The 21,328-nt window shown below is 65.9% G+C and carries 19 protein-coding genes and 1 pseudogene; 7 read left to right on the forward strand and 13 right to left on the reverse strand.

Annotated elements, in window-relative coordinates; translation table 11 throughout:
* The first annotated feature begins 67 nt into the window (after nucleotides 1-67).
* Together IEX41_RS18115 and IEX41_RS18120 are read left to right on the forward strand one after the other, a co-directional pair.
* Complete coding sequence (locus IEX41_RS18115) at nucleotides 68-919, forward strand: transketolase (RefSeq protein WP_188791732.1); 852 nt, start codon at nucleotides 68-70, stop codon at nucleotides 917-919.
* Nucleotides 916-1,950 (forward strand): transketolase family protein, encoded by a 1,035-nt coding sequence (locus IEX41_RS18120; protein ID WP_188791733.1) that lies wholly within the window; start codon nucleotides 916-918, stop codon nucleotides 1,948-1,950. Before IEX41_RS18115 ends, IEX41_RS18120 begins: the two co-directional genes overlap by 4 nt.
* A gap of 4 nt (nucleotides 1,951-1,954) precedes the next feature.
* Here the strand turns inward: IEX41_RS18120 and IEX41_RS18125 are convergent, their stop codons facing one another.
* From IEX41_RS18125 to IEX41_RS18145, 5 genes are all read right to left on the reverse strand, one after another.
* A complete protein-coding gene (locus tag IEX41_RS18125; protein WP_188791734.1) occupies nucleotides 1,955-2,929 on the reverse strand; it encodes a LysR substrate-binding domain-containing protein in 975 nt (324 codons plus the stop codon).
* A gap of 198 nt (nucleotides 2,930-3,127) precedes the next feature.
* Nucleotides 3,128-4,081, reverse strand: coding sequence for a hypothetical protein (locus IEX41_RS18130; protein ID WP_188791735.1), 954 nt, complete (start codon nucleotides 4,079-4,081; stop codon nucleotides 3,128-3,130).
* A gap of 12 nt (nucleotides 4,082-4,093) precedes the next feature.
* Entirely contained in the window at nucleotides 4,094-5,752 is a 1,659-nt protein-coding gene (locus tag IEX41_RS18135; protein ID WP_188791736.1) for an ABC transporter permease, read from the reverse strand.
* Complete coding sequence (locus tag IEX41_RS18140; protein ID WP_188791737.1) at nucleotides 5,749-6,810, reverse strand: ABC transporter ATP-binding protein; 1,062 nt, start codon at nucleotides 6,808-6,810, stop codon at nucleotides 5,749-5,751. Before IEX41_RS18140 ends, IEX41_RS18135 begins: the two co-directional genes overlap by 4 nt.
* 77 nt (nucleotides 6,811-6,887) lie before the next feature.
* Nucleotides 6,888-7,871 carry an extracellular solute-binding protein gene (locus tag IEX41_RS18145; RefSeq protein ID WP_188791738.1) on the reverse strand — a complete coding sequence of 328 codons (984 nt, stop codon included), beginning with the start codon at nucleotides 7,869-7,871 and terminating at the stop codon, nucleotides 6,888-6,890.
* Between the two features lie 173 nt (nucleotides 7,872-8,044).
* On the opposite strand from IEX41_RS18145, the gene IEX41_RS18150 reads away from it, so the two are divergent.
* The gene (locus tag IEX41_RS18150; RefSeq protein ID WP_188791739.1) at nucleotides 8,045-9,181 is read left to right on the forward strand and encodes an ROK family transcriptional regulator; all 1,137 of its coding nucleotides are present in this window, start codon (nucleotides 8,045-8,047) and stop codon (nucleotides 9,179-9,181) included.
* Here IEX41_RS18150 and IEX41_RS18155 read toward each other — a convergent pair.
* The 5 genes from IEX41_RS18155 to IEX41_RS18175 are packed head-to-tail and all read right to left on the reverse strand — an operon-like array spanning nucleotide 9,178 to nucleotide 14,440.
* On the reverse strand, nucleotides 9,178-10,260 hold the full coding sequence (locus IEX41_RS18155) for an N-acetylglucosamine-6-phosphate deacetylase (protein ID WP_188791740.1): 1,083 nt from the start codon (nucleotides 10,258-10,260) through the stop codon (nucleotides 9,178-9,180). The genes IEX41_RS18150 and IEX41_RS18155 overlap by 4 nt on opposite strands.
* Nucleotides 10,257-11,531 (reverse strand): class II D-tagatose-bisphosphate aldolase non-catalytic subunit, encoded by a 1,275-nt coding sequence (locus IEX41_RS18160; protein WP_188791741.1) that lies wholly within the window; start codon nucleotides 11,529-11,531, stop codon nucleotides 10,257-10,259. The genes IEX41_RS18155 and IEX41_RS18160 overlap by 4 nt, the downstream gene beginning before the upstream one ends.
* Nucleotides 11,528-12,439: an ROK family protein gene (locus IEX41_RS18165; protein ID WP_188791742.1), complete on the reverse strand. Its 912-nt coding sequence runs from the start codon at nucleotides 12,437-12,439 to the stop codon at nucleotides 11,528-11,530. The genes IEX41_RS18160 and IEX41_RS18165 overlap by 4 nt, the downstream gene beginning before the upstream one ends.
* Complete coding sequence (locus IEX41_RS18170; protein ID WP_188791743.1) at nucleotides 12,436-13,518, reverse strand: SIS domain-containing protein; 1,083 nt, start codon at nucleotides 13,516-13,518, stop codon at nucleotides 12,436-12,438. The genes IEX41_RS18165 and IEX41_RS18170 overlap by 4 nt, the downstream gene beginning before the upstream one ends.
* Before the next feature lie 58 nt (nucleotides 13,519-13,576).
* Nucleotides 13,577-14,440, reverse strand: coding sequence for a DeoR/GlpR family DNA-binding transcription regulator (locus IEX41_RS18175; RefSeq protein WP_188791744.1), 864 nt, complete (start codon nucleotides 14,438-14,440; stop codon nucleotides 13,577-13,579).
* A gap of 106 nt (nucleotides 14,441-14,546) precedes the next feature.
* Between IEX41_RS18175 and nagB the strand changes: the two genes are divergently transcribed.
* Nucleotides 14,547-15,332, forward strand: a complete 786-nt coding sequence (gene nagB / locus IEX41_RS18180) for a glucosamine-6-phosphate deaminase (protein ID WP_188791745.1) — start codon at nucleotides 14,547-14,549, stop codon at nucleotides 15,330-15,332.
* A 160-nt stretch (nucleotides 15,333-15,492) separates the two neighbouring features.
* Here nagB and IEX41_RS18185 read toward each other — a convergent pair whose 3' ends face one another.
* Nucleotides 15,493-15,708 carry a hypothetical protein gene (locus IEX41_RS18185; protein ID WP_188791746.1) on the reverse strand — a complete coding sequence of 72 codons (216 nt, stop codon included), beginning with the start codon at nucleotides 15,706-15,708 and terminating at the stop codon, nucleotides 15,493-15,495.
* On the opposite strand from IEX41_RS18185, the gene IEX41_RS18190 reads away from it, so the two are divergent.
* From IEX41_RS18190 to IEX41_RS18200, 3 genes are all read left to right on the forward strand, one after another.
* The gene (locus tag IEX41_RS18190; RefSeq protein WP_188791747.1) at nucleotides 15,707-16,678 is read left to right on the forward strand and encodes an ABC transporter substrate-binding protein; all 972 of its coding nucleotides are present in this window, start codon (nucleotides 15,707-15,709) and stop codon (nucleotides 16,676-16,678) included. The two genes, IEX41_RS18185 and IEX41_RS18190, sit on opposite strands and share 2 nt — an antisense overlap.
* Nucleotides 16,679-16,764: 86 nt before the next feature.
* The gene (locus IEX41_RS18195) at nucleotides 16,765-17,796 is read left to right on the forward strand and encodes an ABC transporter permease (RefSeq protein WP_188791748.1); all 1,032 of its coding nucleotides are present in this window, start codon (nucleotides 16,765-16,767) and stop codon (nucleotides 17,794-17,796) included.
* 11 nt (nucleotides 17,797-17,807) lie between these two features.
* Nucleotides 17,808-18,848, forward strand: a complete 1,041-nt coding sequence (locus tag IEX41_RS18200) for a quaternary amine ABC transporter ATP-binding protein (protein ID WP_188791749.1) — start codon at nucleotides 17,808-17,810, stop codon at nucleotides 18,846-18,848.
* Nucleotides 18,849-18,880: 32 nt separating this feature from the next.
* Here the strand turns inward: IEX41_RS18200 and IEX41_RS18205 are convergent, their stop codons facing one another.
* Together IEX41_RS18205 and IEX41_RS21960 are read right to left on the reverse strand one after the other, a co-directional pair.
* Entirely contained in the window at nucleotides 18,881-20,662 is a 1,782-nt protein-coding gene (locus IEX41_RS18205; protein ID WP_188791750.1) for an SLC13 family permease, read from the reverse strand.
* 327 nt (nucleotides 20,663-20,989) lie between these two features.
* Nucleotides 20,990-21,108 (reverse strand): annotated as a pseudogene (locus IEX41_RS21960) (IS5/IS1182 family transposase); the annotation flags it as partial.
* Between the last annotated feature and the right edge of the window lie 220 nt (nucleotides 21,109-21,328).

The following is a 21,328-nucleotide window of genomic DNA, read 5'->3' on the forward strand; positions in this document are numbered from 1 at the left end:
GGTGATTTTCCCGAGGGCCCACGCTGCTAGATAGACCGGGAAAACCACCATCGAAGGAGGAGGCAAGATGACCGACGCACCGCAACACGCGGGGACCAACATGTCGCTGGAGCTTCGCGCCTGGAACATCCGCCGCAAGGCGCTGCTCATGGGCGAAGTGCAGGGGCAGGGCTACATCGGGCAGGCGCTTGGCGTCGCCGACGTGCTGGCGACCTCGTATTTTCACGCCATGACCTACCGCCCCGAGGATCCCGAATGGGAAGGGCGCGACCGCTTTTACCTTTCCATCGGGCACTACGCCATCGCGCTTTACGCAGCGCTGATGGAGGCAGGCATCCTGCCCGAAGAGGAACTGCCCACCTACGGCATGGACGACAGCCGCATGCCAATGTCGGGCATGGCCTCTTACACGCCGGGGATGGAGATCACCGGCGGATCGCTCGGGCATGGCCTCGGCATCGCTGTAGGCGCGGCCATGGGGCTCAAGCGCAAGGGCTCGGGCAGCTTCGTCTACAACCTGATGTCCGATGGCGAGCTGGGCGAGGGCTCGACCTGGGAGGCGGTGATGTCTGCCGTTCAGTGGAAGCTGGACAACCTCATCTGCATCGTCGACTTCAACAACCAGCAGGCGGACGGCCCGTCGCGCGACGCGCTTGCGGTCGGCCCCGAGGCCCCCAAGTGGGAGGCCTTCGGCTGGCACGCGCAGGAGGTGGACGGCAACGACCTCGCCGCCGTCGTCGCGGCCTTCGACACCGCCCGCAACCTGACCGAGCCTAAGCCGCGCGTCATCATCTGCAACACCAAGATGTGCAAGGGCGTCGATTTCCTCGAGGCACGGGAGTCCAATCACTTCGTGCGGGTCGAGGCCGATGAATGGTCCAAGGCGCTGGCGAAACTCGAAGAGGGGAAACCGCAATGACCACCGATTCCATGTCCCGCAAGTACGAGCCTCGCAAAGTGCCCACCGGCGAGAAGGTCGCGACCTCGGCGATGATCGCGTCGCTGGCGGCGGAAGGCTATGACGCCACCCCCGCCCCCTTCGGCCACGCGCTGGTCGAGGCGGCCAAGACCGACGACCGCATCGTGGGCTTGTCGGCGGATCTGTCGAAATACACCGACCTGCACATCTTTGCCAACGAGATGCCGGACCGCTTCTACCAGATGGGCATGGCGGAACAGCTGCTGATGTCCGCCGCCGCCGGCATGGCACGAGAGGGCTTCATCCCCTTCGCCACCACCTACGCGGTATTCGCCGCGCGCCGGGCCTATGACTTCATCGCCATGGCGATTGCCGAGGAAAACCTCCCCGTCAAGATCGCCTGCGCCCTGCCGGGCCTGACCACGGGCTACGGTCCCTCTCATCAGGCGACCGAGGATCTGGCGATCTTCCGCGGCCTGCCAAACATGGTGCTGATCGACCCCTGCGATGCCTGCGACGTGGCGGGCATGGTGCCCGATATGATCGCCCATGACGGCCCGGTCTATGCCCGCCTGCTGCGCGGCAAGGTGCCGTCGGTGCTGACCCGCCACAAGCCGGACTACCGGTTCAAGCTGGGCAAGGCGCAGATGATCCGCGAGGGCCGCGACGTGCTGGTGATCTCGTCGGGGATCATGACCATGCGCGCGCTGGATGCGGCGGAAAAGCTTGCCGCCGACAATGTCGATGTGGGCGTTCTGCACGTGCCGACCATCAAGCCGCTCGACGCCGCGGCGATCATCGACGAAGCCTCGAAGGGCAGCCGCCTCGTGGTCACCGCCGAGAACCACAGCTTGCACGGCGGGCTTGGCGAGGCGGTGGCAACCACGCTGCTGCGTCAGGGGGTGACCCCGACCTTCCGGATGATCGGCCTGCCTGACGCCTTCCTCGAGGCGGGCGCCCTGCCGACCCTGCACGACATGTACGGCCTGTCGGTCGACAAGGTGGCCGAGCAGATCAAGGGCTGGCTCTGAGGCCCTAACCCCGGAGCAGACCCTGCGGCCGGGCATCGGGCGCGGCAAAGGAACAGTCGCGCCCGAGCAGCTCCCGCGCCCGTGCCTCATGGGCGCGCGCCTCGGGGGCGATCCACTCATGGAAGCGCTTCACGATGCGCCGGTTGAAATGCTGTGGCGGGGCGACCAGCCAGTAGGCCGGGAAGGCGATCACCGGGCATTGCGGCAGCATCGGCACCAGCTCCCCGCTCTCGATCTCGTCAAGGCAGAGCACCGCACTGTCGAGCGCGACGCCCCCACCGCGCCGGGCCATCTCGATGGCCATGGACGAGCGGTCGAAGCGGAAGGATTGCCCGAGGCCCGCCACCACCAGCCCGTTCGACGCCAGCCAGCTGTCCCAGCGGTAGAACGCCTTCACGCTGTCGATGAGCCGCGCCCGCCCGAGCATCTCCTCGGGTCCCTCGGCCTCGTCCCGCAGCCGTTCGAGATATGCGGGGCTGCACAGCGGCAGCACGAAATCATGCATGAGGCATTCGGCGGTCAGGCCCGGCCAGCCGCCGCCCCCGTAGCGCAGGTCAAGATCCACCGCTTCGGTCTCAAAGGCCGAGAAATCCGGCGTGGCGTCGATGCGGATGTTCCACTCCGGCGCGGTCTCGGCGAAATCGGCGATGCGTGGCCCCAGCCAGCGCACCCCGAAACTGGGGCTGGTGCGCAGGGTGAGCGCTCGCATCTCGCGCCCCCGCGCGATGGAGCTGCGGGCATTGCGCAAAGCCGCAAAGGCTTGCCCCGTGGTCTGGAACAGCCGGTCGCCGTCCAGGGTCAGGATCAGGCGCCGTTTCTCGCGCCGGAACAGTTTGACCCCGAACTGCTCTTCGAGCGCCCGGATCTGCTGGCTCACCGCGGACGCGCTGACCCCCAGCTCGTCCGCCGCGCGGGTGACGGTGCCCAGCCGGGCCACGGCCTCGAAATACTCGGTCGCCTTTAGGTTCAGATCACGCATGGCCAAGCCATAACGCCCCCGCCCCGCAAGCGGAACGGGCAAACATAGCGCCCGCCCCTTCTTCTCTTCATAAAATTCGCCCGCCGGAGGCGTCCTGCCCTTACCATCCATGACGGGAGGCAGGGCAGTAGGCGCCGGACGGACGCTGCGTTCAGGCGTAACAGCCGATCAGGGACGTCCGGCCCATGGGCCATACGCTCAGAGCGCGTGCAGGCACAGCACCGTGCGGTCATCCGAGAACTCGGCGCTGGACGATCCCTTGACCTCGGGGAAGGCGTGGATCTTGTGGGGATCCTCCGCCTCGATCTCGTCGAACCGCGTTTCCCAGTCGGTCACATGCGTGCCATTGGGCAGGCCGTAATAGCCGTCCGAGAAGATCTCGAGCGAGTGGCAGGTCGTCACCACCATGTCGGTGATCCCGAAACCCCTTGGCGGATGCGCATTGATCGAGGCAAAGCCGAACGGGTGTCCTTCGACATTGGCAAAGCGCGGCTGCACCCGAATGCCCCCTTTCAGGAACCAGCCGATATCGCCGGCATGGTCGCCGAGCGTGGGCGCGAACCGCGCCTCCACCCCGGCCAGAACCGACGCCGCCTCAGTGTCGGACAGCACCCCGTCCGCCACTGCGGCATCGAGGCCCTGGAAGCTGGTCTGACGGCACAGGGCCTCGAGCGAATCCGTGTCCGCAACCCGAGGCTGAAGGATCGCCCGCACCGCGATGCGGGCGGCGGCGCTCACGTCGTCGATCAGCTTGTCGTTCTGGTAAAGTGCATCTCCGTCGACCCGGATGCCGCTGTCCCCGATCAGCACCAGCCGCATGCCCGCCGCCACCGGGATCGCCGCGGCAAGGGTGGTCGAGGGCGGATGCACCGCCCCCACGCGCGTCGCCGCCTCGGCCACGGCGCCGGAGAGCGCCTCGCCGATGCGCGCGGTGCTGACCTCTGGCCCCTCGGCCTGAAGCAGCCGCACCAGCGCCTGCCCCGCGGTCCGGGCCGCGAGGCGGCCCGAGCTTTCGCCCTCGTAGACCCCGCCAAGCGGGTCGGTGGCCCCGTCAAGCACCGCCCAGACAAGGCCCGGCACCACGATGGCGATGTCATCACCGGGCTTGTCCTGCTCGCGCCGCTTGCAGCGCGAGAAAAGTTCCATCTGCATCTCCCGCGCTCCTTACACAAAGTTCGCTTCGCGATCTTCCGACAGGCGGAAGACAAGGAAGACACAAAGCCCGGTGGACACGGTCAGCACCGTGGACAGCGCCGCCGCCACGCCGAATTCACCATCGACCACCGACAGGTAGATCTTGACCGGCATGGTCACCGTGCTCGAGGTGTAGACGATGAGCGTGGACGACAATTCGTTGATCGCGGTGATGAAGCTCATGAGCGATCCCACGATGATCCCCGGCATGATGAGCGGCACGGTCACCTTGAGGAAGGTCTTGGCGGGTGACGATCCCAGCGCGATCGCGGCTTCCTCGATCGACGGTTTCACCTGTCGCAGCACCGAGGAGGTCGAGCGCACGCCGTAGGGCAGGCGGCGGATGAAGACGATCAGAACGATCATCGTCGCGGTGCCCACGAGGTTGTACCAGCCCGAGTTGAAGGTGGTGACGAAGCCGATGGCCATGACCACCCCCGGCACGAGGTAGGGCACCATCAGGATCAGATCGAGCGCCCCCGAGATGAAGCTTTCCCGCCGCACCACGATGAAGCTCAGCAGCGACGACACCACTGCGATCAGCGCCACGGCGCAGAGCGCGAAGATGAACGAGTTGGCGATGGCATCCGGTGCCTCGGACCAAATCCGGCGGTAGCTGTCGAGGCCAAAGCCACCCGAGAACACCGGCCCGTTGGTGGCAATGAACGAGGTCCAGATCACCACGAAGGCGGGGATCATCCCGGCGAGCGCGATGGCGTATGTGACGCCATGCACCAGCACGGACTTGCCCCCCGACACCGGCGCCTTGACCTGCTTGTGAGTCATCGACGACGCGTAGCGGCGTTTCGCCAGCACCCGGCGCTGGATCAGCAGGGCCAGCATCGAGATGGCGATCATCACCATCGAGATGGTCACCGCCATGGTCGGCTTGCCGCCCATTTCCGAGGTGTATTGCGAATAGGCGATGGTCGAGAGCGTCCGCACCCCGCGCCCGATGATGGCGGGCGTGCCGAAATCGGCGATGGACAGCACGAAAGAGATGATCGCCCCGGTGGACACCGCCGGGAACACCAGCGGCAGCGTCACCTTGCGGAACCGGCCCCAGGCGGTGCAGCCAAGGTTTTCCGCCGCGTCCTCGAGGCTCTTGTTGATGCCGTTGAGCGCGTTTTCCGTCATGAGGTAAATGAACGGGAAGAACTTCAGCGCGAAGACGAGGATGATCCCCCTCATGCCGTAGATCGAGGGCATGTCGATGCCGATGGCCTCCAGCGCGTTGGTGATCGCGCCGTTGTTGCCCAGCAGCATGATCCACGCATAGGCCCCGATGAAGGGCGGCGAGACCAGCGCCAGCACGGCCATGGTCGATATGATCGACCGGCCCCGCACCTGGAAGCGCGACATGCAGAAGGCCAGCGGCACGCCCAGAAGGCAGGCCCCCAGCATCCCGGCAAAGCCTACGATCAGCGTGTTGCCAAGAGCGGTCAGGTAATAGCGGCGGGTAAAGATCTGGACATAGTTCTCAAGCGTGAACTGCCCGGTGTCGCCATCCTCGAAGCTGATGACGAAGACCGACAGGATCGGCCAGAACAGCAGCACGGCCAGCATCACGCAGGCGGCCACCATGATCCATGTCCAGAAGGATGGAAGCGAGAGGCGCGGCAGGGTCATGCGAGCCTCCGGCCCGTTACGTCCGCCTCGAAGACCTGCGCCTTGGCCGGATCGAAGCAGAGCTGCGCCGCGCTGCCGTGGGGCAGGGACAAAAGCGCCTCGTCCGGCTCGCAGATCGCCTGCACCTCTTGGCCGTCGGACAGGTGCAACGCGACCGAGATCTCGCGCCCGGTAAAGGCGACCTGATCGACGGTGGCGGGCAGGCCCACCATTCCGTCGGGTACCGTACCGGTGACGATGGCAAGGTTCTCCGGCCGCAGCGCAAGCTCGGCGCCCTTGGCGGGGACATCGGCGGGCAGGGGAACGGTGACGCCCGCGACGGTGCCGTCCACGATGGGCAGGAAGTTGTTGGACCCCACGAAGGCCGCGACAAAGCGGTTGGCGGGGCGGTGGTAGATCTCCCACGGGGCGGCGGCCTGCTGGATGACGCCGCCGTACATGACACAGACCGTGTCGGACATGGCCAGCGCTTCTTCCTGATCGTGGGTCACGTAGACGGTGGTCATGTTCATGCTTTGCTGCACCGAGCGCAGTTCGCGGCGCAGATCGACGCGCAGCTTGGCATCAAGGTTCGACAGAGGCTCGTCCATCAGCAAAAGCGTCGGCTGCACCACCAGCGCGCGGGCAAGGCCGACGCGCTGCTGCTGGCCCCCCGAGAGGGCGTGGGGCATGCGCTCGGCGAAGGGCCGCAGCTGCACCTTGTCGAGGATCTCATCTACGCGCCGGGTGATTTCAGCCTTGGGGACCTTGCGTTCCTTCAGACCGAACGAGACGTTGTCGCGCACGCTAACATGCGGAAAGACGGCGTAATCCTGGAACACCATGCCGACGTTGCGCTTGTGCGCGGGCAGGCGACCGATGTCGGTGCCGTTCACCACGATTTCGCCGCTGTCATGGGCGTGAAAGCCCGCGATGGCGCGCAACAGGGTGGTCTTGCCACATCCCGACGGGCCAAGCAGCGTGAAAAAGTCCCCCGAGGGGATCTGGATGTTAATCTCGGAAAGCGCCAGCACAGAGCCATAGCTCTTCCGAACACTCTTCAGGTGCACGTCAGCCATTGTCAGGTCTTCTTGTCAGGGGAGGGGAGGAAGTGCGAAGCGGCCCGCCCGCGAGAGCTGCGGACGGGCCGGAGACCTCAAAGCAGGTCGAGCGACATGTCCTGCCACATGTCGATCAGGCGCTCGCGGTTTTCCGCGGCCCAGATCGAATCATACTTGCCCGCGGGCACCTCATCGAGCGGGATCAGCGTGTCCTTGGCGTCCACATCGGTGCGGATGGGGCGGCGGCCGACCTCGGCCACCACGGCCTGCGCCTCGGGCGAGGCGATGAAGTCGATGAACGCCTTGCCCGCGTCCGGGTGTGGCGCATCGGCCATCAGTGCCATGGCGTCCGGGACGATGGCGGTGCCTTCCGAAGGATAGATGATCTCGACCGGGCCGCCGCCGTCACGGTAGCGCGACGCTGCGTCCTCGAGAGTGATGCCGATGGCCAGCTCGCCATCGTTGACGAAGCGCGGCACGGCGCCCGACGAGGATGAGATCACCATGTTGGACATGATGCCTTCGTAAAGCTCCCAGCCCGCCTCTTCGGTTTCGGCGTTCTGGATCACGGTGGCCAGCTGGATATAGGCCGAACCGGAGCGATCGGCCCCGGCGGAGGAGATCATGTCGTCGTATTCCGGCTTGGCCAGGTCCGCCCAGGATGTCGGCACCGGCAGATCGCCAAGCGCGTCCTTGTTGACCGCAAAGGCCATCACGACGGCGGTGAACGGCGTCCAGACGTCTGAGGTGCGGAACATGTCGTAGAACATGTCGGCATCGGCGGGGGAGTAGGGCGCGAAAAGCTCGGCGTTGAGGTCGAGGAGCGATCCGTCGACGCTCCAGATCACGTCGGCGGTCTGCTGGCCCTGCTCGGCGCGCAGGCGGTTCAGAAGCTCGCCAGAACCGGCTTTGACCAGTTCGACATCATGGCCGGTGGCCTCTTCGAACATGGGCAGCAGGTCGTCGATCATCTGCTGGGGCGCGGCGGAATAGACAACCACGGTCTCGGCCTGGGCCGCAAGGGTTCCGGCGGCGAGGGCCAGAGCGGAGGTGAGGCCAATCTTGGAAAGTACGGTCATGTTGATCCCTGTCGTTGGATGGGAGGGCCGGTTGTCCGGCCTCGGTGGATTTAGTTTCGTTATGTAAAATAAATATGTCAACCGTGCTGTGTCTCGGCTTGCAATCTTTTTGTTACATCATGAATATAAATACTGATGGTGCCGGTTTCTTTGGCGGACAGGAAGGACGGGACATGCTGGATCTGGGCTATAACGAGCGTCGCGCGCTCGAGATCATCCGCGCGGACGGGCCGATTTCCCGGGTCGAGCTGGGCCGCCGCCTTGGCGTGTCGGCCCCGACCATGACCCGCATGACCGCAACCCTGACCGATCAGGGACTGATCCGCGAGGCGCAGCCGATTGAGCCCCCCGAGGGGCGCGGGCGCGGCAAGCCGTCGTCGATGATCGACCTGGACGGAGATGGGCTGCATTCGGTCGGGGTGTTCTTCGATCCTGACGAGATGGCAGTCTGTGTCACTGATCTTCGCGGCAACATCCGCGCAGAGCGGCGGCACCGGCTGCAATCGCGCCAGTTCGACGACCTGATGAGGCTGGCATCCGGCACCGCCGAAGAGCTGCTGGCCGAGGCGGGCCTCGACCGTGAGCGGCTGGTGGGTTGCGGCATTTCCTTTCCGGGGCATTTCTCGGTGGATTCGGGGCGTCTGACGCGGATCCCGCAGTTTGCCGACTGGCGGGCAATCAACGCACCCGGCGATTTCGAGCCCTATTTCGACATGCCTGTGCATCACGAGAACGACGGCAAGGCCGCCGCGCTCAACGAGCTTTATTACGGCGTCGGCAAGCGGCGGGACAATTTCGTGCTGATCCTGCTGACCTATGGCATCGGGGGCGGCATCGTGCTGCGCCGGTCGCTCTATCGCGGGGCACACCGCAACGCGGCGGAATTTGGCGGTATCTTTCCGAAGTCCCAGCCGCGCCCTTCGGGGCAGGATCTGTGCGACCTTCTGAGTGCGGGCGGGGTCGAGGTGACGCGGCTTGTGGACATCGGAGCGCACCACCTTGATCATCCCATCGTGGAGCAATGGACCGAACGCGCCGCCGAGCAGCTGCGCCTGCTGGTGCTGATGCTGGCCCGTACCGTCGATCCCGGCGAGATCGTCTTTGGCGGCTCGCTGCCGCTCGCCTTGCAGGAGCGCATCCGAGAGCGGCTTCTGGCCGGAGAACTGGGCGAGGATTTCCTCGTGGAGGCGCCCGAAATCAGCGTCACGGGCATGTCGTCCATGATGCATCGCGGCGCGGCGACGATCCCGCTCTACCGGACGATGACGCCCGGCCATTACCCCGGCCGGGCGCTCAAGGGTTGGCGCTAGACGCGGGCGAGCGCCGCGTCGAGGCAAAGCAGTTCCTCGACCGGAGTGCCGACTTTCAGCGTGGGTCGCGGCAGGTTCATGGCGTCGTAGGGCACTATCGCGGCCATCTCGTAGGCCTCGTGCAGGGGCAGGCCGACGTGACCCACGCCGTTCCTGAGACAGGTCACCAGATCCACATGCGCCCCGGCAAGCGATCCGGCGGCATTGACCAGCGCGCCATCACGGACCTCGATCCGCTCGCCATAGAGTTCGAAATGGTCGGGGCCGCCGATGGTGCTCATGGCGTCGGAGACCATGAACATGCGCGCCTTTTCGGGCCGTGCCCGGCAGGCCAGTGCCACCATCGGCCAGGATACATGGTGCCCGTCCACGATGATGCCCGCATAGGCGTCCGAGTTGATCGCCGCCCCGAGGATGCCGGGATCGCGTGAGGTCATGGGCGGCATGGCATTGTAGAGGTGGGTGAAGCAGCTCACCCCCGCCTTCAGCCCCGCCTGCGCCTCGTCCGCCGTTGCGGCGGAGTGCCCGGCAGAGACGATGACGCCGATCCCGGCCAGCTCGGTGATCGACTCGGCGGGAACGCATTCCGGCGCGAGGGTCAGCATCACCGGGATGCCCGCCTCGCGCAGGCGGCGGGCGGCGTCCATGGTTTCCGGCTCGAAGGGCCGGATGAAGGCGGGGTTGTGGGTGCCCTTGCGCGCCACGTTGAGATGCGGCCCCTCAATGTGCAGCCCGAGGAACCCCGGCGTGCCCCATGCCTCCAGCGCCGCCTCGGTGGCCTGCGCCAGAAGCGCGGCCTCGGAGGTGATGAGCGTGGGCATCACCCATCCCGTGCCCCGCGCCCGCTGGGTGCCGACGATATGGGCGATGGTCTCGGCGGTGGGCGCGGAGTTCAGCATCACCCCGCCGCTGCCGTTGACCTGAAGATCGGTCAGCGCGGGCCCGGCAAGGCGGACGGGCGTGGCGACTTCCCCCCCAAAGGGCCGGATTGCGGTGATGGCGCTGCCATCGGTCTCGATGAGCATGTCGCTAACATAGCCGCCGTCGATCCATGCTTCGGCTGCGTGATACAGGGTCATGAGATCACCTCGAGATAGGGCGCGAGCGCCTGTTCGATGCGGGCATGGATCACCGCGCGGGACGGGGCAAGGCCTTGGTCCATCAGCCTTTGCGCCGCCGCGCGCCATCCGGCGTCGATGTATTGTGCCATGAGCGGCTCGGGGATCTCGGCATTGTCGATGCGGGCCTCGAGTGCGGCGACCGCCTCCTTCACCTCGGCATCGGCCCAGTAATAGCGGATGCGGTCGGCATAGCCGAAGTGGCGCAGCAGGTGCAGCCGCGCCTCATCGCCGTCGTAATGCGCCTTCCAGTATTTCGGCTGGGCGAGCATCTTCTGCTCCATCAGCTCCGAAAGCGGCGCACTGCCCGTGAGCCAGCCGTCGATGGCCGACAGCGCATAGACCGCCTCACGGTAGGCGAAGGTCAGCGCCGGGCCGACCTTGAGCACCGCGAAATGGCGCTGCCCGAGGGCCTTGAACACCTCGCCGTGCTGGTAGTCGGTGCTGTGGGCTTCGAAGCTGAACTGGTCGTGCCCGTCGAGCACGGGCGACAGCAGGTCGGGCTGGTCCATGTCGAAGCGGTCCACATGGGCGGGGGCGAACTCCAGCCCCGGCTGCACCACGAGGCCGCGCACGCGGGTCCAGGCGTCCTCAAGCCCCGCCTCGGCAAAGGCCTTGCGATGCGCCTCGAGCGTCGCGGCGGCGTTCTCGGGAGGGGTGGGCAGGATCGCCTCGTCCTCGCCCGCGCGGGCCCCGCCGGGGGGCGGCACCTCGGTTCCGACGATGTAGGACAGGGCAGAGCCGGGACCGGCGGCCTCTTCGCAGACCCGAGCCAGATCGGCGGCTCGGGCGGCGGCAAGCTGGTCGCCCGCGTGGGCAGGCTCACCGGCGCAGCCTTCGGAGCAGTCAAGGTGGATCTTGGTGAAGCCCGCCTCGACATAGGCGCGCATCATGTCTCTTGCGCGGGCCATGGCGTCTTCAGCGGGGAGGTCCTTCCACGCCTGCGGGCCAAGGTGATCGCCGCCGAAGATCAGCAGATCCTCGGGCGCGCCGACCTTTGCCGCGATGTCCCTGACCAGCGCGACGAAATCGGTGGGGGTCATGCCGGTGTAGCCGCCGAACTGGTTTACCTGGTTGCTCGTCGCCTCGACGATGAGCGGCACATTGCGCCGTGCCGCCTCGCGCAGGCTCGCGGCAAGCACGTCGGGATGGGCGGAACAGACGGAAGTGAAGGCAAAGCCGCTGCCCGCACGGTTGCGCGCGATGCCGTCTTCGAAGCTGAGGGAAGTCATTGTCGTCCTTTCGAAATCGCATGCAGGGCCGCGCCGCGCGCGCCCGAGCTGTCACCATGCTGCGCCAGCGCGATGACCGGCAGGCGCATGGCCCCGAGCCGCACCGCATCGAGCGCGGCGGTCAGCCGTTCGGTGATGCCCGGCATCTTCGACACGCCGCCGCCCAGCACGATGCAATCGGGGTCATGGGCCAGCTGGATGGCCAGCAGCAGCTCGCCCGCAAGGCTGGCCCAACGGTCCAGTACCGCCTCGGCCTGCGCGTCGCCTGCAAGGGTACGGGCGGAAAGATTGGCGGGCGGGATCGCCTCGCCCAGCATCTGCCCCGAGAGCCATTGCAGCCCCGGTCCGGCCAGCACCGTCTCGTAACAGCCGATCTTGCCGCAGCCGCAGCGGCGCAGCGGCAGATCGTCCACCGCGTGGGCCGGAAGCCCCATGTGCCCGATCTCGAGCGCCGAGCCATTGAGCCGGTGGGGCAGGGCACCGTCCAGCGCGTGGCCCGCGCCGATGCCGGTGCCCATGATGAGGCCGATCACCGACCCATGCCCCGCACCCGCGCCGGAGTGCGCCTCGGACAGGGCGAAGGCCTGGCAGTCGTTGAGCATCGGCACCTCGCGCTCCAGCGCCTGCGCTAGCGCGCCGGGAAGGTCGCGCCCGGTCACGGGGATGTTGGAGGCGAAGGCGCGGCCTGTCTGAGGGTCAATGAGGCCGGGCAGGCCGACGCCCACGGGCAGGGCGGCATCCCCTGCCTGCTCTTCGAGCCAGCGTACCTGCTCCGACAGCCCCGCAAGGAAGCTGTCGAAATCCCCGGTGGGTGTGGGGATGCGGCGCAAGTCCACGGTGTTCAGCGCAGCATCGAACAGCCGCGCCTCGATCTTCGTGCCGCCAAGGTCGATGCCGCCGCTGGTCATGATGCCAGCGGGTAGAGCGTCACGCCCGCCACTACGCGCGACAGATTGCCCTGCCCCTCGAACGGGTTGTCAATGTTGTAGCCAAGTTCGGCTGACCACAGCACGCCCCAGACCTGCGCCGCCAGCACATAGAGCACCGCGTCCCAGCGGGCATCGCCGGTGGCCTGTACGTCGACATCTGCGCCCCCACCGCCAAGGGTGATGACCTGCGCCTGCGGATACTGCGCGCGGATCTCGGTGGCGACGTCATTGTCATAGCGGGCTGTGTGGGCATCGGGGTGGATCATGCAGACCACGAGATCCGGCCCGGTGATGACCGATTTCGGCCCGTGGCGGAACCCGAGCGTGCCGTCCCAGCTGGTGACGGTCTGGCCTGCGGTCAGCTCGAGCACCTTCAGCGCCTGTTCCCGCGCCACGCCCTTGAGCGCGCCCGAGCCAAGGAAGATTGCCCGCGCGGGCCGCTTCGGGGCCATCTCCGCCAGCTCCGGCAACAGGGTCTGCGCGCGCTCCGCCAGCTTGGCCAGCTGCCCCGCCACGTCCGCATCATCCAGGCAGGCCAGCGCCGACAGCAGCATGGTGGTGAAGCTCGAGGTCATGGCGAAACCCGCGTCATGCGTGGCCTCGGGCAGAAGGATGACCTTTTGCGCCGCATACCCCGCCGGAGCGCGGGTTGCCAGCGCGCCGCCGGGATTGCAGGTGATGTTGAGCCGGCCCGCATTGGGGAAGGCCGCGTCCAGCAGATCGAGCGTGCCCACGGTTTCTGAGCTGTCGCCCGACCGCCCGAACTGCACCACGAGCAGCTTCGGGTCGTCGCGCAGGCAGTCGTGCGGGTTCGACACGATATCGGTGGTGGCCACGGCGCTGAGGCGCGGGTTCGCATTGCCGCCGGCGAAGGCCAGAACGTCGCCGATGAAGGCCGAGGTGCCGGCACCGGCGAGCATGATCTCGGTAAAGCCCTGGGTCTTGATCCATGCGGCAACCTCGGCGGCCTGCGTGGCCAGGGGCGCGGCCCAGTCGGCCCAGATGCCCGGCTGGGCGTGAACTTCGGACCAGGTGGCGCTGTGCTCGGGGGTGGTCATGTTGTCTCCTTGTCGGCCCGTGTGGCCGCGTCATTCGTTAGGGGGGCGGGTCGCCCCGTCAGGTCTGGCCGGCAATTTCGTCGGCGGGGGTGTCCTGCGCCGTGGTCAGGACACTCATCCCCCCAGCGCGTAATGCGGCAAGGGCAGGGTGGCCCTCGGGCAGGTTGGTCACCAGAAGATGGATCTGGTCTGGACGGGCGATGCGATGCAGGCTCGGGTGGCCGAACTTGTCACCGTCGGCCAGCACGATGAGCCGTTCGGAAGCCTCGACCATGCGGCGGTTGAGCTCGGCCTCGCCTTCGGAAAAGGTTGAGATGCCGAAGGCCGGGTCAATGCTGTCGGCGCCCAGGATGCACAGGTCGAAATGCATCTCGGCCAGAGTGCGCTCGGCGATGCGGCCTGACACCGAGGCGGTCTCCGCCCGGAGGCGTCCGCCGGGCAGCAGCACGTCATGTACCCCTTGCCGCAGCAGGATCTGCGCCACGTCGATGCCAGTGGTCATCACCGTGCGAGGGGCGAGGGCCTCCAGCGCCTCGGCCAGCGCCTCGACCGTGGAGCCGTTGTCGAGGATCAGCGATTGTGCCCCGTCCAGCGCGGGCAGCACGGCGCGGGCGATGGCCTGCTTTTCGGCGGTGTTGAGATGGCGGCGATCCTCGCGGCTGGGTTCCACCGACGCGCCGCCAAGGGCGATGGCCAGCGCAAGGTCGATGCGGAACTGCGCAAGGCCACTGTGGCCAAAAGTTTGGCAGAAGCGGATCAGCGTCGGCTCGGAGGTGCCGAGCGTGTCGCAAAGCTGACGTGACGACGACCGGATGAAACCTACCGGCTCGTCCAGCGCATGCTGGCAGATCTGTCGCAGCTTGGGCGACAGGCTTGGCAGCGCGCTCTGCATATCCTCGACAAGGGTTTCAGCTTTGCTCATCTAAAATCCACCGGCTTTCCTTTAGCTAACCAAAACTCTTGATTGCTTTCAACTAAAATATCGGGCAAGCCTTGCTTAACACGAACTGAAATTCGAGGTGCCCCTCATGCGGATCGTCATCAAGCCCAACGCCTCCGACGCAGCCGACACCTGCGCTGCCCTCATCGAGGCGGCGCTGCGCAAGACGCCGGACATGGCGCTTGGACTCGCCACGGGGGGAACGATGGAGCCGGTCTATGCGCGGCTGAGGGCGGCGCATGAGGCGGGCCTCAGCTTTGCGCGGTGCAGCAGCTTCAACCTTGATGAATATGTCGGGCTGGCGGGGGATCATCCGCAAAGCTACCGCCATTACATGCAGCAGCACCTGTTCGATCACGTCGACATCCGCCCCGAGGCGGCCCATCTTCCCGATGGGGCGGCCGCCGATCCAGTCGCGGCGGCGGCGCAATACGATGCGCTGATCGGGCGCTGCGGCCCCATCGGGCTGCAGCTTCTGGGGCTGGGGTCGAACGGGCATATCGGCTTCAACGAGCCATCGAGCTCGCTTGTCTCGCGCAGCCGGGTCAAGACGCTGACCCGCAAGACCGTCGAGGCCAACAGTCGCTTCTTCGGCCCGGACGAGACGCCGCCGCACCTGTCGATCACCATGGGCATCGGCACGATCATGGAGGCCTCGCGCATCGTTCTTCTGGCGACGGGGCGCGGCAAGGCGCAGGCGGCTGCGGCAATGATCGAAGGGCCGCTATCCGCCCATTGCCCGGCAAGCATCCTTCAGATGCACACGGACGCGACGGTCATCCTCGACGAGGAGGCCGCCGCCGACCTGGCCGAGCGGGACTATTACGACTGGGTCGAGCTTCAGCGCAGCCGGGTGCCGGGGCAGGCCGGTTAACCAGTAGGCGCCTCGCGTGCCCCGTCTAGAAGTGACCCGTCATGTCGGTTTTCGACAGGGCTCTGCCATCGCCGCGATGCGCCACACGTTAGGTCTACGTGGCACAGGCGGGACGTTTTGGCCCTCTTCGAAAATGACTTAGGCACGGCTTAAAACGCCCTCACTCGGCATCGCCGGGGTCCGGACGCGACGTCGCCTTGTGGGCGCATGATCCAAAAACGACATTTTCCGGTTCAAACTGGACATCGCGCATGTTAGCTACATCGCCGATGACCGACCGGATGAAGAATGGACGCGCTTCCAGAAGCGAATTGTCCCGCCTACACAAAGGCTTGACCCGTCCCACCGGTACCACTTCCCAAAAGGAGACATTCATGAAAACGCTTTTTGCCGGCGCAGCCCTTTCGCTGCTGGCCGCTCCCGCTTTCGCTCAGGATGACAGCTGCGGCGAGGTGTCGATCACCCAAATGAACTGGGCCTCCGCCTCGGTCGTGACCAATGTGGCAAGCTTCATCATGCAGCAGGGCTATGGATGTGAGGTCAGCATCGTGCCATCCGACACCGTGCCCGCGATCACTTCGGTTGCCGAAAACGGGGAACCTGACATCGTGACCGAGCTCTGGACCAACGCCACCGGCCAGGTCTACGAGCGCCTCAAGGAAGAAGGCCGGGTCGTGGAACTGGGCGCCGTGCTTGATCCGGGCGGTGTCGATGCCTGGTGGATCCCGGCCTACCTTGCGGAGGAACACCCCGAGCTGAAAACGATCGACGGCATCCTCGAAAACCCCGAGCTGGTCGGCAACCGCTTCCACAACTGCCCCGAGGGCTGGGGCTGCCGGGTGTTCAACGACAACCTGCTGCCGGCCTTTGGCGTCGAGGACGCGGGCATCGAGGTGTTCAACCACGGCTCGGGCGAGACGCTGGCAACCTCCATCGCCTCGGCCTTCGAGAACGAAGAGCCCTGGTTTGGCTACTACTGGGCGCCCACTGCTGTGATCGGCCGCTATGACATGGTTCAGGTCGACATGGGCGAGTACAACCAGGAGGCGCATGAAGCGTCGCAGAACCCTGAGGCCGAGAACGTCGGCCGCACGTCCTTCCCGCCCGCCCCGGTGTCCACGGCGGTGACCACTGACTTCGAGGACGAGCATCCCGAGTTGGTGGACTTCCTGTCCAAGATGACCTTCCCCAACGACGTGATGAACGCGACGCTGAGCTGGATGGATGACAACTCGGCCTCCGGCGAAGAGGGCGCGGTCTACTTCCTGACCAACAACAAGGACATTTGGTCTGCGTGGCTGGACGACAGCGCGACCGAGAACCTGTCGCAGCTGCTGGAGCAATAAGGCACGCCCGCCCTCGTGGCGCAGATCATCCACGGCCGCCCTGAAGCCTCAGGGCGGCCGTTTTCAATGAAGAGAAGGATTTTCCGATGGCCACCTACGATTGGCTTTTCGACAGCCTGGGCCTCCGAAACTGGTGCGATGGCGACGGCAGCGGCGGCGCGCCCATGTCCATGGCAGACCTCATGGGGCAGGCCGGCGCTGCGCCCGAGCGCAGCCTTTGGGACACGCCCTTTCCCTCCATGGATGCCCTGAACGACGCCTGCGCCAGTTTCCCGCAGGCCCGCGAACTGACGCGCGGGCTGGAACGCGGGTTCCTCGACATCAAGGACTCGCTGTCCGTGGTGCTCGACCCGCTGACGCAGCCGTTGTCCTGGGCCCTGAGCGGTGCGCTTTGGCTGTTCCAGGAAACCCCATGGTTCGTAATGATCCCGCTGCTGGCTGTGATCGTGGCAGTGATCAGCCGGTCGGTGAAGCTGACCGGGTTCATCCTGCTGGTGTTCGGCCTGCTGGCCTTCATCAACTACTATGATTACGCCATGCAGACGCTGGCCATCATCGCCGTCTGCGCGCTGATCGCGGTGATGTTCGGGGTGCCCATCGGTATTGCCATGTCTCGGTCGGACCGGCTGGAACGCACGATGATCCCGGTGCTAGACATGCTGCAGACGCTGCCGCCCTTCGTCTACCTGATCCCGCTGATCTTCCTGTTCTCGGTGACCGAACCGAAACTCTACGGTATCGCGGTGATCCTTTATGCCATTGTGCCAGTGGTGCGCCTGACCAACCTTGGCATCCGCATGGTCGACCCCGAGGTGATCGAGGCCGCCGACGCGTTCGGCATGACGAAACGGCAGAAGCTCTTTGGCGTGCAGATTCCGCTGGCGCTGCCCAACATCATGGCCGGTGTGAACCAGACCATTATGATGAGCCTTGCCATGGTGGTGATCGCCTCGATGGTGTCGGCGCCGGGCCTTGGCGTGCTCGTGCTGCGTGGCATCCGCAACCTGGAACTGGGTGTGGGCCTGGTGGCGGGCCTCGGGATCGTGCTGCTGGCGGTGGTGCTTGACCGCTCCACCAAGGCGGCGCTCGCGCGCGTCAACGCCGCACAAAAGCAGTGAGAGACGAAACGATGAGCGATCCGAAAATTTCCATACGCAATCTCTACAAGATCTTTGGCCGCGCCCCCCAGGAGGCGCTGGCCCAAGCCAGGGCGGGGATGCACAAGGCCGAGCTGCTGGAGACGTACAACCATGTCCTTGGCCTTCGCGACATCAACGTCGACATGCAGGAGGGCGAGATCACGGTGATCATGGGCCTCTCGGGGTCGGGAAAGTCGACCCTGATCCGGCACCTGAACCGGCTGATCGACCCCACCGATGGCGAGGTGATCGTCAACGGCGAGAACATCATGGACTACGGCGAGGCGCGCCTGCGCGAGCTTCGGCGCACCAACATGTCCATGGTGTTCCAGAAATTTGCCCTGCTGCCGCACCGCACCGTGCTGGAAAACGTCGCCACGCCGATGATCGTGACCGGCGCGCCCAAGGCCGCCTACGAGGCCGAGGCCACCAAGTGGCTCGACCGGGTGGGCCTTGAAGGGCAGGGCGGGCAATACCCGCACCAGCTGTCGGGCGGCATGCAGCAGCGCGTGGGCATCGCCCGTGCGCTGACCTCGAACTCCGACATCATGTTGATGGACGAGGCGTTCTCGGCGCTCGATCCGCTGATCCGGACGGACATGCAGGATCTGCTGCTGGAACTTCAGCGCGAGCTGCGCAAGACAATCGTCTTCATCACCCACGATCTCGACGAGGCGCTGAAACTGGCCGATCACCTGGTGATCCTGAAAGATGGCGAGGTCGTCCAGCAAGGCGAGCCGCAGGAGATCCTGATGAACCCGGGCGATCCCTACATCGTGGACTTTATCGCCGACATCAACCGCGCCCGCGTGCTGCGCGCACGCACGGTGATGACCAGGACCAACGATCCGGTGGAGGGCGACGCAGAGGTGCCCGCCACCGCGACCCTCGAAGAGGTGATTGCCAAAGGCGGCGGCAATGCGGACCTTACCTTCCGCGTTACGTCGAACGGCCGGCAGGTGGGAGTGCTGACCATGCGCTCGGTTCTGGCCGCGCTGGTGTCCACCAAGGAAACCGAGGCCGCCGCCTGATCAGGCCGCCACACGACAGGATGTGGCGGGGCTCAGCTGAAAAGCCAGAGGATCCCGCCACATGCCGTGACTGCGGTCACGAGGTTCATTGCCAGCCCGACCTTCAGGAAATCCGAGAACCGGTAATTGCCCGCGCCGTAGACCAGCGTGTTGGTCTGGTAGCCGATCGGCGTGGCAAAGCTTGCTGAGGCTCCGAACATCACCGCCATGGTCAGGGCCCGCGCATCGAGCCCGGTGCTGTCTGCCAGCCCGATGGCAATCGGGGTAAAGACCACGGCCACCGCGTTGTTGGTCACGGCCTCTGTCAGCAGTGAGGCCAGCAGGTAGATCGCCAGCAGCGCAAAATAGGGCGACAATTCCGCGACCCCCGGGGACAGCCAGCCAACCAGCAGATCGACCGCACCGGTGTTCTGCAGCCCGAGACCGATCACCAGCATGGAAAAGATCAGCACGAGGATGGCACCGTCCACGGCGCCCCAGGCTTCGTCCGCGTCCATGCAGCGCAGTACGAGGATCGCGGCAACCGCAAGGATGGACAGCGTCGCGATGTCGAGCACCCCGGAGGCCGCCAGCCCGACCACCGCACCCAGCGCCAACAGCACAAGCGGCGCGCGCCCCCGGCGAAAGGCGCGGCCCGTGGGCCGGCTCACCGAAACCAGCTGGGCCTCGTCCTCGAGGCTTTCGAAGGCACTGGGCGGCCCTTCGAGCAGCAGCTTGTCCGCCGGACGCAGCCGCACGCTGGCAAGATCCGGACCGGGGATGTGGTCATGCCGATGCGCGCCCAGCACCCTTACCCCAAAGCGCCGGCCCAGCGACATGCTGCCAAGGCTGCGCCCGAGGATCGGCTTGCGCGGCGAGACGATGACCTCGACGGTGACAAGCTCGGTGTCTGGCCGCTCGCCCCGGCGCAGGCCGATCTTCAGCGACGGATTGTCATGCATGGTCAGCAGTTCTGACGTGGGGGCCCGCAGGATAACCGTGTCGCCCGCCTCGAGGGTCTGCTCGGCCAGCGGGCTGGGCAGTGACCGGCCCTTGCGGCGCAGGCCGGTGACCCGGACGCCGCCGCGGTTGAACAGTGCGACATCCGCCAGACGCTTGCCCGCGTGGCTTTCGTCGACCAGCAGCGCCTCGGACAGGAAGTTGGTCTCGCCCAGCATCTGGTCCGGAGCGCTTGCCTCGCGGTCGGGCAGCAGCCAGCGACCGAGGATCGCGAGGGTGATCCCTCCGGCCAGCGCCACGAGCAGGCCCACGGGCGTGATCTCGAAGATGCGGAAAGGTTCGAGGCCCTGCCCGCGTGCCACGCCGTCGACCAGCAGGTTGGTCGATGTGCCGATCAGCGTGCAGGTGCCCCCGAGGATCGCAACATAGCTCAGCGGGATGAGCAGGCGTGTCGCCGACATGCCGAGCGCCGCCGCAAGCCGGATCATTACCGGGATCAGCACAAGCACAACCGGCGTGTTGTTGACGAACCCTGAGGCCACCAGTGTCACGCCGAGGATCACCGCCAGCGCGAGGCCGGGCCGTTCCTGCGCCTGTGCGATGACCATGTTCGACACCGCCTCGAGCACACCGGTCCTCACCAGCGCCCCTGAGATGACGAACATCGCGCCAATGGTCAGCGGCGCGGGGTTGGCGAACACCGCACGAAGCTCGACCGGGCTTACGAAGCCAAACGCGGTGAACACCGCCGCGAGGCCCGCCGCAGGCACCTCCGGCGGATAGAGTTCAAGCACGAAAAGGACAAACAACACGACGATCAGGGCAAGGGCGATGAAGGCGTCGTATTGGTGGATGAGGTCAACGATTTGGGTCATGCGCTGTACGCCTGTCATATCGGGTCAATGCCCGCCAGATCAATAGGTTGCGCGGGCGCGGCCTTTGGCAAGGCCCAGCCTGCGAGTTGCAATGCAAAGATGACTTGATGCCAGAATTGCGCGGCAAGGGTGCGACCGCCGAAGAAGACCCAGCGGGGGAGCATCCTTGCGGGGCTTTGTCAGGTTGCAGACCACCCGACCGCCGGACAGGGCAGGATCATGCTGACCTTTGCCAACTTCCAGCGTTCGATCTGGCCACGTTCATTGACGCTCAGTTGAGCATAAACTGCTCCCATGGCAGGCTTTCTCGATTAGGGTCAGCATTCACTACCAGTAAATGATGAGCGCCGCGAGGGCGGAGGCAGAGAAGAAGACCTTGGGGTGTCGGACATGGTGGGTCGCGACGCGCGTCCACCTTTGAGCCTGCCGTCCATGGCCTCGCATCGCTGCCCGGCAGGGCATCACGAAGTGATGTCCTGAAAGGGGACCATCACTGCTGTCTTGTCGCCGAGTTCCGCCGCCAGCCCAGCCATCAAATGCGTGAAGATGCCTGTCTCGCTCCACCGCCAATGGACGTTCGGTGAATGCGCCGCGGGTGGGGGCTTGCGATCGCTGTTGTGCTGCTCGGATGGCTTGCGTAGTCGCGGCGCAGCCCTGACGGATCTG

Origin of the sequence: Salipiger pallidus, assembly GCF_014643635.1 — a bacterium.
GTDB lineage: Bacteria > Pseudomonadota > Alphaproteobacteria > Rhodobacterales > Rhodobacteraceae > Salipiger > Salipiger pallidus.

What these genes read in the sequence shown, in the direction of transcription:
- IEX41_RS18115 (WP_188791732.1), top strand. Translation starts at nt 68, where the DNA reads ATGACCGACGCACCGCAACACGCGGGGACCAACATGTCGCTGGAGCTT.
- IEX41_RS18120 (WP_188791733.1), top strand. Translation starts at nt 916, where the DNA reads ATGACCACCGATTCCATGTCCCGCAAGTACGAGCCTCGCAAAGTGCCC.
- IEX41_RS18125 (WP_188791734.1), bottom strand. Translation starts at nt 2,929, where the DNA reads ATGCGTGATCTGAACCTAAAGGCGACCGAGTATTTCGAGGCCGTGGCC.
- IEX41_RS18130 (WP_188791735.1), bottom strand. Translation starts at nt 4,081, where the DNA reads ATGCAGATGGAACTTTTCTCGCGCTGCAAGCGGCGCGAGCAGGACAAG.
- IEX41_RS18135 (WP_188791736.1), bottom strand. Translation starts at nt 5,752, where the DNA reads ATGACCCTGCCGCGCCTCTCGCTTCCATCCTTCTGGACATGGATCATG.
- IEX41_RS18140 (WP_188791737.1), bottom strand. Translation starts at nt 6,810, where the DNA reads ATGGCTGACGTGCACCTGAAGAGTGTTCGGAAGAGCTATGGCTCTGTG.
- IEX41_RS18145 (WP_188791738.1), bottom strand. Translation starts at nt 7,871, where the DNA reads ATGACCGTACTTTCCAAGATTGGCCTCACCTCCGCTCTGGCCCTCGCC.
- IEX41_RS18150 (WP_188791739.1), top strand. Translation starts at nt 8,045, where the DNA reads ATGCTGGATCTGGGCTATAACGAGCGTCGCGCGCTCGAGATCATCCGC.
- IEX41_RS18155 (WP_188791740.1), bottom strand. Translation starts at nt 10,260, where the DNA reads ATGACCCTGTATCACGCAGCCGAAGCATGGATCGACGGCGGCTATGTT.
- IEX41_RS18160 (WP_188791741.1), bottom strand. Translation starts at nt 11,531, where the DNA reads ATGACTTCCCTCAGCTTCGAAGACGGCATCGCGCGCAACCGTGCGGGC.
- IEX41_RS18165 (WP_188791742.1), bottom strand. Translation starts at nt 12,439, where the DNA reads ATGACCAGCGGCGGCATCGACCTTGGCGGCACGAAGATCGAGGCGCGG.
- IEX41_RS18170 (WP_188791743.1), bottom strand. Translation starts at nt 13,518, where the DNA reads ATGACCACCCCCGAGCACAGCGCCACCTGGTCCGAAGTTCACGCCCAG.
- IEX41_RS18175 (WP_188791744.1), bottom strand. Translation starts at nt 14,440, where the DNA reads ATGAGCAAAGCTGAAACCCTTGTCGAGGATATGCAGAGCGCGCTGCCA.
- nagB (WP_188791745.1), top strand. Translation starts at nt 14,547, where the DNA reads ATGCGGATCGTCATCAAGCCCAACGCCTCCGACGCAGCCGACACCTGC.
- IEX41_RS18190 (WP_188791747.1), top strand. Translation starts at nt 15,707, where the DNA reads ATGAAAACGCTTTTTGCCGGCGCAGCCCTTTCGCTGCTGGCCGCTCCC.
- IEX41_RS18185 (WP_188791746.1), bottom strand. Translation starts at nt 15,708, where the DNA reads ATGAATGTCTCCTTTTGGGAAGTGGTACCGGTGGGACGGGTCAAGCCT.
- IEX41_RS18195 (WP_188791748.1), top strand. Translation starts at nt 16,765, where the DNA reads ATGGCCACCTACGATTGGCTTTTCGACAGCCTGGGCCTCCGAAACTGG.
- IEX41_RS18200 (WP_188791749.1), top strand. Translation starts at nt 17,808, where the DNA reads ATGAGCGATCCGAAAATTTCCATACGCAATCTCTACAAGATCTTTGGC.
- IEX41_RS18205 (WP_188791750.1), bottom strand. Translation starts at nt 20,662, where the DNA reads ATGACCCAAATCGTTGACCTCATCCACCAATACGACGCCTTCATCGCC.